The 12225-nt window shown below is 61.0% G+C and carries 13 protein-coding genes; 12 read left to right on the forward strand and 1 reads right to left on the reverse strand.

What is annotated here, in order from left to right; translation table 11 throughout:
* The first annotated feature begins 128 nt into the window (after positions 1 to 128).
* From HJB82_RS03725 to HJB82_RS03755, 7 genes are all read left to right on the forward strand, one after another.
* Positions 129 to 320: a twin-arginine translocase TatA/TatE family subunit gene (locus tag HJB82_RS03725; RefSeq protein WP_064709192.1), complete on the forward strand. Its 192-nt coding sequence runs from the start codon at positions 129 to 131 to the stop codon at positions 318 to 320.
* Between the two features lie 51 nt (positions 321 to 371).
* Positions 372 to 980 carry a Sec-independent protein translocase protein TatB gene (gene tatB, locus HJB82_RS03730; RefSeq protein ID WP_207583968.1) on the forward strand — a complete coding sequence of 203 codons (609 nt, stop codon included), beginning with the start codon at positions 372 to 374 and terminating at the stop codon, positions 978 to 980.
* On the forward strand, positions 977 to 1804 hold the full coding sequence (gene tatC, locus HJB82_RS03735) for a twin-arginine translocase subunit TatC (protein WP_207583969.1): 828 nt from the start codon (positions 977 to 979) through the stop codon (positions 1802 to 1804). Before tatB ends, tatC begins: the two co-directional genes overlap by 4 nt.
* A 100-nt stretch (positions 1805 to 1904) precedes the next feature.
* Positions 1905 to 3188, forward strand: coding sequence for a serine--tRNA ligase (gene serS / locus HJB82_RS03740; RefSeq protein ID WP_207583970.1), 1284 nt, complete (start codon positions 1905 to 1907; stop codon positions 3186 to 3188).
* Positions 3189 to 3193: 5 nt separating this feature from the next.
* Positions 3194 to 3967 (forward strand): 5'/3'-nucleotidase SurE, encoded by a 774-nt coding sequence (gene surE / locus HJB82_RS03745; protein ID WP_207583971.1) that lies wholly within the window; start codon positions 3194 to 3196, stop codon positions 3965 to 3967.
* The gene (locus tag HJB82_RS03750) at positions 3964 to 4617 is read left to right on the forward strand and encodes a protein-L-isoaspartate(D-aspartate) O-methyltransferase (protein WP_007628476.1); all 654 of its coding nucleotides are present in this window, start codon (positions 3964 to 3966) and stop codon (positions 4615 to 4617) included. The genes surE and HJB82_RS03750 overlap by 4 nt, the downstream gene beginning before the upstream one ends.
* Positions 4618 to 4756: 139 nt before the next feature.
* A complete protein-coding gene (locus HJB82_RS03755) occupies positions 4757 to 6349 on the forward strand; it encodes a peptidoglycan DD-metalloendopeptidase family protein (RefSeq protein ID WP_207583972.1) in 1593 nt (530 codons plus the stop codon).
* 73 nt (positions 6350 to 6422) lie between these two features.
* Here HJB82_RS03755 and HJB82_RS03760 read toward each other — a convergent pair whose 3' ends face one another.
* Positions 6423 to 7295 carry an ATP-binding protein gene (locus HJB82_RS03760; RefSeq protein ID WP_207583973.1) on the reverse strand — a complete coding sequence of 291 codons (873 nt, stop codon included), beginning with the start codon at positions 7293 to 7295 and terminating at the stop codon, positions 6423 to 6425.
* A 204-nt stretch (positions 7296 to 7499) separates the two neighbouring features.
* Here HJB82_RS03760 and yajC point away from each other — a divergent pair, with 204 nt between their 5' ends.
* The 5 genes from yajC to HJB82_RS03785 all read left to right on the forward strand — a co-directional run bounded on the left by yajC (position 7500) and on the right by HJB82_RS03785 (position 12225).
* Positions 7500 to 7847: a preprotein translocase subunit YajC gene (gene yajC / locus HJB82_RS03765; protein WP_007628493.1), complete on the forward strand. Its 348-nt coding sequence runs from the start codon at positions 7500 to 7502 to the stop codon at positions 7845 to 7847.
* Between the two features lie 45 nt (positions 7848 to 7892).
* Positions 7893 to 10433 (forward strand): protein translocase subunit SecDF, encoded by a 2541-nt coding sequence (secDF, locus tag HJB82_RS03770; RefSeq protein ID WP_221116323.1) that lies wholly within the window; start codon positions 7893 to 7895, stop codon positions 10431 to 10433.
* A gap of 4 nt (positions 10434 to 10437) precedes the next feature.
* Positions 10438 to 10824, forward strand: coding sequence for an Mth938-like domain-containing protein (locus tag HJB82_RS03775; protein WP_207583975.1), 387 nt, complete (start codon positions 10438 to 10440; stop codon positions 10822 to 10824).
* Positions 10825 to 10826: 2 nt separating this feature from the next.
* Complete coding sequence (locus HJB82_RS03780; protein WP_207583976.1) at positions 10827 to 11684, forward strand: phytoene/squalene synthase family protein; 858 nt, start codon at positions 10827 to 10829, stop codon at positions 11682 to 11684.
* 73 nt (positions 11685 to 11757) lie between these two features.
* Positions 11758 to 12225: a hypothetical protein gene (locus tag HJB82_RS03785; RefSeq protein WP_207583977.1), complete on the forward strand. Its 468-nt coding sequence runs from the start codon at positions 11758 to 11760 to the stop codon at positions 12223 to 12225.

The following is a 12225-nucleotide window of genomic DNA, read 5'->3' on the forward strand; positions in this document are numbered from 1 at the left end:
TTCGACGGGTCAATGGCTTGTCACAAAGGGCGATACCGTGACATTAAGCGCAGTTCAAAAGGCGTGATGTTGGAAACGGTGTTTGAAATCCTTACATCGTGGGAACAACGAAACAGGGAGTTAGGGTAATGGGTTCTTTTAGCATGTGGCACTGGTTGATCGTTCTGGTCATAGTGCTGTTGTTGTTCGGTCGCGGCAAGATCCCGGAACTGATGGGCGACGTTGCCAAGGGCATCAAGAGCTTCAAGAAGGGCATGACGGACGAGGACGCGCCGGAAACGGCAAAGACCGTCGATCACAAGGCCGACGAAACGAAATAACCAAGTCCGGGAAAAGGCGCTGCCCCCGCGCTTCCCGTCCAGGAGCCTTGCATGTTCGATATTGGCTGGACCGAGCTTTTGGTCATCGCGGTGGTCCTGATCGTGGTCGTCGGTCCCAAGGATTTGCCGCCGATGCTGCGCGCTTTCGGCAAGATGACGCAGCGCGCCCGCAAGGTGGCGGGTGACTTCCGCGCGCAGTTCGATGAAGCGTTGCGCGAGGCAGAGCTTGACGATGTCCGCCAGACGCTCAGCGACGCTCAGAAGCTCAACCCGGTGAATAGCCTGCGCGAGGCGATGAATCCGCTTCGCCAGATGGGCAACGAGATCAAGGCCGACCTGCAGAAGGCGACCGTGGCCCCGGAAAACAAGACCGAGGTGCCGCCTGCTGCGGTCTCAGCCCCGACGCCGTCGATGAGCCTGCCGGAAACGCCGCCGTTGGTGCCGGCGCCTGCGCAGCCTGAACCCGTCGCAGCAGCGATCGTCCAGGCCGAAACGGTTGCCGCCAAGCCGAAGGCCGTACGCAAGCCACGCGCCAAGGCCGCAGATAAGGCCGCCTTTGCCATTGCCGCGCCTGTGGAAAAGCCGAAGCGCACGACGGCAGTCAGGAAGCCTGCAACGCCGAAGACGCCGGTACAGATGAAGAAAAAGGACGAGGCATGAGCGGTGAGTCCGAAGATAAGCCGCAGCCGTTGATCGAGCACCTGATGGAGTTGCGCACGCGGCTGATCTGGTCGATCGGCGCGTTTTTTATCGCCTTCATCGCCTGCTTCTTTTTTGCCAAGCATCTCTTCAACTACTTAGTCATTCCCTACAAGACAGCCGTAATATGGGCGCATCTCGACGTCGAGAAGGCCCAGCTGATCTACACCGCGCCACAGGAATTCTTCTTCACGCAGGTCAAAGTGGCGATGTTCGGCGGACTGGTGGTCGCTTTCCCGATCATTGCCGCCCAGGTCTACAAGTTCGTAGCGCCCGGCCTCTACAAGAACGAACGTCAGGCCTTCCTGCCGTTCCTGATCGCCTCGCCGGTCCTGTTCCTGATGGGCGGCGCGCTCGTCTATTTCTTCTTCACGCCGATGGTCATGTGGTTCTTCCTGTCTATGCAGCAGGCGCCGGGTCATGACGAGGTGGCGATCTCGCTGATGCCGAAGGTCTCGGAATATCTGAGCCTGATCATGACGCTTGTCTTCTCCTTTGGCCTCGTCTTCCAGCTTCCCGTCGTCACCACGCTGCTCGCCCGCGTCGGACTTCTGACGTCGCAATGGCTCGCCGAAAAGCGCAAGTTCGCCATCGTGCTTGCCTTCATCGTCGCCGCCGTGTTGACGCCACCGGATCCGATGTCCCAGATCGGCCTTGCGATACCGACGATCCTTCTCTACGAGATTTCCATCCATGCGGCGCGACTCGTAGAGCGCCAGCGTGCCCGGCAGGCGGTCGAAAAGGACACCGAATCCGCGGACGTTGCCAAGACGGACAGCGTCTGAGCGGCAATCCGGAAATCCTTTCATGAACGCCGTCTCATCCGGTCGAAGCCCGCTCAGGCTTTGGCCGGGTCACTTCTGTTGCAAACGATCTGGAACGACGATGCTCGATATCAAATGGATCCGTGAGAATCCCGAAGCGCTCAATGCCGCTCTTGCCAAGCGCGGCGCGGAGCCTCTGGCCCAAAGCCTCGTCGCCCTCGATGAAAAGCGCCGCTCTGCCGTGCAGAAAGCGCAGGACTTGCTGTCTCGCCGCAATCTCGCCTCCAAGGAGATCGGCGCGGCGCTGTCCCAGAAGAATGGCGAGCTTGCCGAGAAGCTGAAGGCCGAGGTCGCCGAATTGAAGACCCTGCTGCCGGCGATCGAGGAGGAGGACCGGCTACTGACGGCCGAACTCGCCGACGCGCTCTCTCGCATCCCCAACATACCTTTCGACGATGTTCCGGTCGGCAAGGACGAGCACGACAATGTCGTCACCCGCGTCGTCGGCGAAAAGCCGCGCTGGAACCATACGCCGAAGGAGCACTTCGAAATCGGCGAGGGGCTCGGCTATATGGATTTCGAGCGCGCCGCCAAGCTCTCCGGCTCGCGCTTCACGGTTCTGACCGGGTCGCTCGCCAGGCTCGAGCGTGCGCTCGGCCAGTTCATGATCGATCTCCACACCCGTGAGCACGGTTATACCGAAGTCAGCTCGCCGCTAATGGTGCGCGCTGAAGCCCTGTTCGGCACCGGCAACCTGCCGAAGTTCGAAGAGGATCTCTTCAAGACGACGGACGGTCGTTATCTCATTCCGACAGCCGAAGTGACGCTGACCAATCTGGTGCGCGAGGAAATCCTCGATCAGGAAAAGCTGCCGCTCCGCTTCACCGCCTTGACGCCGTCCTTCCGTTCGGAAGCGGGCTCGGCCGGCCGCGATACGCGCGGCATGCTGCGTCAGCACCAGTTCTGGAAATGCGAACTCGTCTCGATCACCGACGCCGAAAACGCCATCGCCGAGCATGAGCGCATGACGGCCTGCGCCGAAGAAGTTCTGAAGCGCCTAGGTCTGCATTTCCGCACGATGACGCTTTGCACCGGCGACATGGGCTTCGGCTCGCGCAAGACCTACGATCTCGAAGTTTGGCTGCCGGGACAGAACGCCTTCCGCGAAATCTCCTCCTGCTCTGTCTGTGGCGATTTTCAGGCCCGCCGGATGAACGCGCGCTACCGCGACAAGGACGACAAGAGCAACAGGTTCGTCCACACGCTGAACGGCTCCGGCACCGCTGTCGGCCGCTGCCTGATCGCCGTTCTCGAAAATTATTTGAACGAAGATGGGTCCGTCACGATTCCGGACGTTTTGCTTCCCTATATGGGCGGATTGACCAAAATCGAACGGGCGGCCTGAAGGCGATGCGCATCCTGCTGACGAATGACGACGGAATTCACGCGGAAGGCTTGGCCGCGCTGGAGCGGATCGCCCGCACGCTGTCCGACGACGTCTGGATCGTGGCGCCCGAGACTGATCAGAGCGGCCTTGCCCATTCGTTGAGCCTGTCGGAACCTTTGCGGCTACGCAAGATTTCCGACAAGCATTTCGCCTTGCGCGGCACGCCGACCGATTGCGTCATCATGGGCATCCGGCAGGTGATGGACATCAAGCCCGATCTCGTTCTCTCCGGCGTCAATTCGGGCTCGAACGTCGCAGACGACGTAACCTATTCCGGCACTATCGCCGGCGCCATCGAAGGCACGATGCAGGGTGTGCGTTCCTTCGCGCTGAGCCAGGCCTACCTCTATGAGGACGGCGCGCGCATCGTTCCTTGGGAGGTCTGCGAGACACATGCGCCGGCCCTTCTGGAAAAGCTGATGGTTCTGGACCTGCCGCAGGGCACGTTTCTCAATCTCAACTTCCCGAACTGCGGTCCCGACGAGGTCGATGGCGCCGAGGTGACCATGCAGGGCAAGCTCGCCTTCAACCTGCAGGTCGACGCCCGCTCCGATGGCCGGGGCTTTCCCTATTACTGGCTGAAGTTCGGCGAACGCGCCGGCGCCTTCATCGAAGGCACGGATATTCATGCCCTGAAGCATAACAAGATTTCGGTAACGCCTTTGAAACTGGATCTGACCGATTATTCCGTGACGGACCGCGTGGCGCGGGCCTTGGGATACGGAGCACAGGTTTGACGGCAAGACTGGCCGAGAAAGAGGGCTTTGCGGCGCTCGTCCTTAGATTGCGTGCCGAAGGCATCTCCGACCTCGATCTGCTGACGGCGGTCGAGCAGACGCAGCGCTCGCTCTTCGTGCCGCCGCAATTTTCCGATGATGCCTATTCGAGCCGGACGATACCGATCGAATGCGGCTCCTTCCTTGAAGGCATCGATTTTGTCGTCCGCATCCTGCATCACCTCAAAGTCAAACCAGGACAGCGCGTCCTCGAAATCGGCACCGGCAGCGGCTTTACCGCCGCCGTCATCGGCAGAATGGCTGAGCGTGTTCTGTCCATCGACCGCTACAAGACGCTGACATCGGCGGCACAGCGGCGCATGGAATCGCTTGGCCTGCGCAACGTTATCATCCGCCACGCCGACGGTAGTGCCGGCATGCAGGGAGAGGGCACCTTCGACCGCATCCTGGTGACGGCGGCCTTCAATGCGATGCCGCGCTTTTATACTGACCAGCTTGTTTCCGGCGGCTCGATGATCGCGCCGTTGATGATCTCCGAAACCGAATGCCGCATGGTGCGGTTGACGAAAACCGGCAGCCGGTTCGAACGCGAAGAACTGTTCGAAGCCCCGTATCTGCCGATCGTTCCGCGCCTTGCCTCGCTGCTGTAAGCTCTACGATTTTTCACCCGTAAGCTATGGTTATCAACTTCTCAAAAATACCGCACTGATTCCAGCATCTTAACCGCGTGGTAATACTAACGCGTTTTAATAGACTCACAAATGGTTGCGTTCTCAGTGGGTCGAGTCAATGCGTTTCAGTCTTTCGCCGAAGTTCGGGAAGTCGGCCGGTAATCTTCTGGTTGTGGGTCTGTTGGCGAGTGCCGCAACAGGCTGCAGTTCCGATGTGACACGGTTTGGCGGCTTGTTTTCCTCCTCAGGGCAGGATCAGATCACCACCAGTTCCATTCCGCGCAGGGGTGGTGCTCAGGGCGATCCGGTGCCGCGCGCCGATCTCGGCGGCTCCGCCGTTGCCAGCCAGTCGGGCTACGGCGGCGGCAATGGTGCGCTGAGCCAGCCTTATCCGTCGAGCCCCAGTTATGATCCGGTCCGCACGTCGAGCGCCCGCATGGCTTCCGCACCGGTCTCGGTGCAGCGTTCCGAGCTTGCTGCGCCGACGGCTGTTGCGCCTTCCCGCCAGCGGGAAAAGGAAGTCGCGCTCGCCCAGCCTTTCCCTTCAGCGCCCCAGGCCGAAAAAAACCGATTGGTGGCCCCGGCTGCGCCGAAGCTGACGCCCGATACTCTGACGACGGGCACGACGCCGAAGGTTTCAGGCTGGTCCGGGACCAATGCCCCTTCCGTAACGCTACGTCCGGGCGAAAGTGTTGCCACGCTGTCCAGGCGCTTCGGTGTTCCGGAAAAGGAAATCCTGCGGGTCAACAACCTGAAGACGGCTTCCGCCGCTGCGCCCGGCCAGGCGATCCTGATCCCGACCTTCAATGGCGGCAATGCCGCCAAGGCGGCGTCGCAGGCGGCCGATCTTTCCAGGCCCGGCAAGATGCCGGAACCGGTGAAGGCTCCTGAGCAGAACGTCGCCGTCATTCCCGGCGCCAATTCCGCCCGCGACAAGACCATGGCGAGCGCCGATTCTACCGGCAAGCTTCCGGCCGGCGCCGGCAAGGATCCGAAAGCGCCTGCCGGCAGCTACGTCGTCAAGCAAGGCGATTCGCTGGCAAAGATCGCCAAGGCGACCGGTAGCAATATCGACGATCTGAAGGCCGCCAACAAACTTTCGGCCAACTCGCTCCGGATCGGCCAGGCCCTGAAGATCCCGAACGGCACTGCCGACAATATCAAGACGGCGTCGATCCAGCCCGAGAAGGTCGATCCGAAGCCGGCTCAGACAGCGCCGGCCCAGCAGACGGCCTCCGTTCAGCCAGCGCCCTACAAGGCGCCGGCCGCCACCCAGACGGTCGACGATGTCGAAAAGAAATCTGACGTCAGCTCCGCCGCACCGGAATCGACCGGCATCGGCAAGTACCGTTGGCCGGTCCGCGGTCAGGTCATTGCTTCATACGGCGCTAACGTCAACGGCAACCGCAATGACGGCATCGACATCTCGGTTCCGCAGGGAACGCCGATCAAGGCCGCCGAAAATGGCGTCGTCATTTATGCCGGCAACGGCCTGAAGGAACTCGGCAACACGGTTCTCGTCCGTCACGACGACGGCACCGTCACCGTCTACGGTAATGCCGATACTTTGAGCGTCGCTCGCGGCCAGAAGATCCAGCGTGGCCAAACCGTCGCCGTCTCCGGCATGAGCGGCGACGTCAAGCAGCCGCAGGTCCATTTCGAGGTGCGCAAGGACGCATCCCCGGTCAACCCGATGACTTTCCTGGAATAGGTATAGCGTACCAGGAAACGAGAAAAGCCCGGCAACAGCCGGGCTTTTGTCATTCAATGCATATCATTCTAAATTAGACCCGGTCGATGTGAACGCGCATGCGTCCGGCCAAGTCCTGAATATACTGCCAGGCGACACGGCCGGAGCGCGCCCCGCGCGTCGTTGCCCATTCCAGCGCTTCGGCATGCATCTTGCCGCGTTCGAGCCCGAGCTTGAAGTGATCGGCATAGCCGTCGATCATGCCGAGATAGTCTTCCTGGCTGCATTTGTGGAAGCCGAGCCAGAGGCCGAAGCGGTCGGACAGCGAAACCTTCTCTTCCACGGTCTCCGACGGATTGATCGCCGTCGACTGCTCGTTTTCCATCATGTGGCGCGGCAGGAGATGGCGCCGGTTCGATGTGGCATAGAAGAGTACATTGTCCGGCCGCCCCTCGACGCCGCCGTCGAGTGCTGCCTTCAGCGATTTGTAGGCGGTATCGTCATGATCGAAGGACAGATCGTCGCAGAAGACGATCACGCGGTACGACGTGTCCTTCAAGAGGTCGAGCAGATTGGGAAGGCTGGAGATATCCTCGCGATGGACTTCGACCAGTTTCAGCGAGACACCACTTTCGCGGCTGACATCCTCGTGCACGGCTTTGACCAGCGAGGATTTTCCCATGCCGCGTGCGCCCCACAGCAGCACATTGTTGGCGGCATAACCCTCGGCGAAACGCACCGTATTCTCATGCAGAATGTCGCGCACATGATCGACGCCGCGGATGAGCTTCAACGCCACCCGGTTCGGCTTCTTCACAGGCTGCAGATGCTGGCGCAGAGGCGCCCAGACGAAACAGTCGGCAGCATCCCAGTCGTTGAGGGCAGGCGCCGGCCCGGCAAGACGCTGGAGGGCATCGGCGAGCCGTTTCAGTTCGGCAAGCAGGGCATTGTTGATTTCCTCGGTCATCGCAGGCCTCCTGTTTTTCGCTGCGGCAATCCGCTTTGATCTTTCGCTGCGGGGTAGCATGGCGTTTTGACGCCGGAAAGGTTATGAGGCAGCGGAATCGGTACTGTTTCCGGCTGTTTCTGTTGCATTCACCGAAGCCGTAACTATAGTCCGGCAACCTGAAAAAAGAGGCGGTGTTCCGCCGTGAAGCCTGAGGAGTTTAGCATGTTCATCACCCCGGCATTCGCCCAGAGTGCGACAGACACCGCAACCGGTTTCGGTGGCTCCGGTTTCGAAATGATCATCCTGTTCGTGCCGCTGATGGTCGTCTGGTACTTCCTGCTGATCAGGCCGCAGCGCGCGCAGGCAAAAAAGCGTGACGAGACCCTGAAGGCGATCCGTCGCGGCGACCAGGTCGTCACCGGTGGCGGTCTTGTCGGCAAGGTTACCAAGGTCGTCGACGACAAGGAAGTCGAAGTCGAGATTGCCGACGGCGTTCGCGTACGCATCGTCCGCAGCGGCATCTCTGAAGTGCGGGTCAAGGGTGAACCCGTCAAGGCCGACGCAGCGTAACGAGCGATAACGGCAGGACCGCCGGATCGGAAGATCGTCGAGAGAATGTTGCATTTTTCCCGCTGGAAAACACTTCTGATTTGGCTGGCCGCGTTTGCGGCCATCGTCATCGCTGCGCCCAATCTGCTGAGCGAGGAGCAGCGTTCCGCTCTGCCGGGCTGGTTGCGTCACGACCGCGTGACGCTCGGTCTCGATCTGCAGGGCGGCTCGCATATCGTTCTGAAGGTCGAGCGTTCCGATGTCGTCAAGGACCGCCTGGAAGAGGCGGTCGCCAATGTGCGCAATGCGCTGCGTGGCGCCGGCATCCGCTATACCGGGCTGACCGGCAATGACCAGACCGTTACTGTCCGCATCACCGATCCGGCCGAGACGCAGAAGGCGGTTGATCTCCTGACACCTTTGACGGCGACTGCCGGCAGTTTAGGGCCGGAGGTGGCGCTGCGGCGGGGCGAGGAGGGACAGCTCTCGCTGCAGATTTCCGACGCCGGCATCACAGCTGACGTCGCTTCCGCCCGGACTCGATCGCTCGATATCGTTGCCCGCCGTATCGCTGGATTCGGCCATGCGAATTTCCTTGTTCACCCCGATGGCGCCGACCGGATCGTCGTGCAGGTGCTGGGATCGGTCGATGCGGAACGGCTGAAAAACCTGCTCAACCAGCCGGCCAAGCTTTCCTTTCATCTGATCGATGCAAGCATGTCGGGGCAGGAGGCGCTGAACGGCCGTTGGCCCGCGACATCGCAAGTGCTCTATTCGCTTGATGATCCGCCGATCCCATATCTCGTCGACCGCACGGCTTTCGTCTCCGGCAGCAATATGGTCGATATCGAGCCTGTCGTCGATCCACAGACGCAGGATACCTCGATTACTTACCGCCTCGATGCCGAAGGCACGCAGCGGCTGGCGGAGGTGACGGGGCAGAATATCGGCAAGCACCTTGCCATCGTCTTCGACGACCAGGTGATGTCGTCACCGGTTATCGATGCGGCGATCACTGGCGGCGAGGGCGCGATTTCGGCGAACTTCTCCGAGGATGGCGTCCGCGATCTTGCGATCATGCTGCGCGCCGGCGCCCTGCCGGCGACGCTGACGAGCGTCGAGGAACGCAGCGTCAGCCCAAGATTTGGCGCTGATTCGATCTTCAGTGGCCTTGTTGCCGGCCTCGTCGCCGTCGTGCTGGTCGCAGCACTGATGATCGCGCTCTACCGCATTCTCGGCGTCATCGCCGTCGTCTCGCTGTTTTTCAACCTGATTCTCATCGTTGCGGTGCTGAGCCTTGCCGGCGCGACGCTCACCTTGCCCGGGATTGCCGGCATCGTGCTCATCGTCGGCATGGCGGTCGACTCGAACGTTCTGATCTACGAGCGCATCCGTGAAGAGGAGAAAACCACCCATTCCTTCGCAGAGGCCGTCGGCCGCGGTTTCACGCGCGCATTCGCAACGATCGTCGACGCAAATGTCACGATCTTTATCGCCGCGATCATCCTTTTTTACCTCGGCAGCGAATCCATCCGCGGTTTCGCGGTGACGCTTGCGGTCGGCATCCTGACGACAGTCTTCACGGCCTTCACGCTGACGCGCTCGATCGTCGCCGGCTGGCTGAAAGGCCGCCATCCCCGGCATCTGCCGAAGAGCGTTCTGACCGATCTCTTCGAACACGCCAATATCCGTTTCATGGGAATCCGCCGTTATGTCTTTACGGCGTCAGCGGTCATCTCGCTGATTGCCATGGCCGCCTTTGCTACCGCCGGCCTGCGTCTCGGCATCGATTTCACCGGTGGCTCGCTCATCGAGGCGACGGCGAAGCAGGGCAATGCCGACCTCGCCGATCTTCAATCACGCCTCAACGATCTCAATCTAGGCGAGGTGCGTGTGGAGCGCACGGGCGGGCCGTCGAATGCGCGGATCAGCATCGCGTCCCAAGGCGGCGGCGAAAATGCCGAACAATCCGCGGCGACGCTGGTGCGCGGCGAGCTCCAGGAGGATTATGACTTTCGCCGCGTCGAGGTCGTCGGCCCCGCCATCTCCGGCGAATTGACGATGATGGCGACGCTCGGCGTGCTTGCAGCGCTTGCGGCGATCCTCATCTACATCTGGATCCGCTTCGAATGGCAGTTTGCGGTCGGCGCCATAGTCGCAACGCTGCACGATGTCATCATCATGCTCGGTCTCTTCGTCCTTACCGGCATAGAATTCAACCTGACGAGCATTGCCGCGGTGCTGACCATCGTCGGTTACTCCCTGAACGACACGGTCGTGGTCTATGACCGAATGCGCGAGAATCTGAAGCGATACAGGAAGATGCCGCTGCCGATCCTGATCGATGCTTCGATCAATCAGACGCTGTCGCGCACCATTCTGACCGCCGCGACGACGCTGCTCGCCTTGCTCGCGCTCTATCTTTTCGGGGGCGATGTCATCCGCTCCTTCACCTTTATGATGCTCTTCGGCGTCGCTCTCGGCACCTTCTCTTCAATCTATATCGCCGCTCCCGTGTTGATCGTCTTTCGGCTACGCCCGGAGGCTCCCGACGGGGAAGAGAGCAACAAGACGGATGTTGGTGTAAAATCCGGCACGGTGGTTTGAAAACATGGCAAAAGGCATAGAAATCCGCGCCGCGCATTTCCCCGGGCGCGCGCCGATCGATAGCTACGGCAATGGCGGGTTCCGCTTTGCCGATATGTCTCATCGCGGCTCGATCCTTTGTCTTCCCTCCGGCATTCACGGTTGGGACATGGATATGTCGAAACCGCTGTCGCCTGAAAATTTTCGGCGTGTGCTCGATGAGGCTGACGAGATCGAGGTTCTGCTTGTCGGCACCGGAACCGAGCTTCGCCGTCTGCCCGAGGAATTGAAACTGGCGCTGAAATCGCGTGGCATCTCCTCCGATCCGATGAGCACCGGCGCGGCGGTACGCACCTTCAATATCATGCTCGCCGAGCAGCGCGCCGTCGCTGCGGCATTGATCGCGGTCTGACGATGGCTGAAGCCAATAGTGCGACGAACCAGGAGATCTGCCTGGCGATGCTCCGTGACAGCGACCGCGACCGTTATCTTGCCTGTCTTTTGTCGCCGGAGGAAAAGCGCGGCGCGCTTGCAGCTCTCTATGCCTTCAATGCCGAGCTTGCCCGCATCCGTGATCTCGTGCACGAGACTTTGCCCGGCGAGGTGCGGCTGCAATATTGGCGGGATCTGCTGGAAGGCAGCGCACACGGGTCGACGGCAGCCAATCCCGTCGCCGCCGCACTTCTGGCGGCGATCGAAACCCATCGCCTTCCGCGCAAGACGCTGATCGACATGATCGAGGCCCGCACCTTCGATCTCTATGATGATCCGATGGAAACGCGTCTTTCACTCGAAGGTTATGCCGGCGAGACGGCATCAGCCCTCATTCAGCTTGCAAGCCTCGTGCTGTCGCCTGAGGAGGCCGCACGATCGGCGAATGCTGCCGGCCACGCCGGCGTCGCCCAGGCTGTCGCTGGCCTGTTGCTGCTGATGCCGCTGCATCGCCGCCGTGGTCAGGTCTATATTCCGCTGCAGATCCTTTTCGCCACCGGGCTCGACCGCGATTCCTTCCTTGCCGGCGAAGACAGGCCACGCATCGCAGCCGCCATCGAGGCCTTCGCCGGCCTCGGTCGCGAGCATCTGGTAAAGGCGCGGGCGGCGGGGCCGATTGCGCCGGCGGTCTTTCCGGCCTTTCTGCCGGCGACCCTTGCCGAACCGGTACTCGTCAACGCGCAGAAACGCGGCGCTTTGATATTTGACCGGCCGCTGCAGTCGCCGCAATGGCGCCGCCAGTTGCAGATGGGGCTGGCCGCGGCGCGCCGCAAAATCTGACATCGGGTCAAATTCGCGCAAGTCTCGCGCGTTAGAAGGCTTGAACCGCTACCCCATTGAACGGAGACTCGGCGTGGGCATTATCGTCTGGTGCGTTCTTTTCACCATCGTTATCTTCTTTGCTTTTGTGGCAACGCGCATGGCTGCGCAAAACAAGGAAGACGGCCTGCACGATACAGGCCTCGCCATCATCGAGTTCGGCCGCGCTTTTCCGACCGAGGCGATCCGCCAGTTGCAGGCAACGGAAAACGGCCAGGCCATCTTCGTGCGTCTGCACGACAACAAAGCGGGCTTCATGCGCAATATGTCACGCCACTTCGCCTGCCATCTGATCGAGCCAGGCCGCGTGCGCGTCGTCAGCTCGCAAACGGGCAGGGGCCTGGTGATCGACTTCCTCGATGCACCCCATCACAACGGCGATTTCGAATTTGCTTCCGCTAAAGAATCCTCGGAAGTGGCGCTCTGGCTGCTCGGCAACTATATCGCCGAGCCGGATAAGGACCTGCCGCCGAGCCATATCTCGGCGGCGAACAAGCAGTAG

Origin of the sequence: Rhizobium sp. NZLR10, from assembly GCF_019685125.1 — a bacterium.
Classification (GTDB): Bacteria; Pseudomonadota; Alphaproteobacteria; order Rhizobiales; family Rhizobiaceae; genus Rhizobium.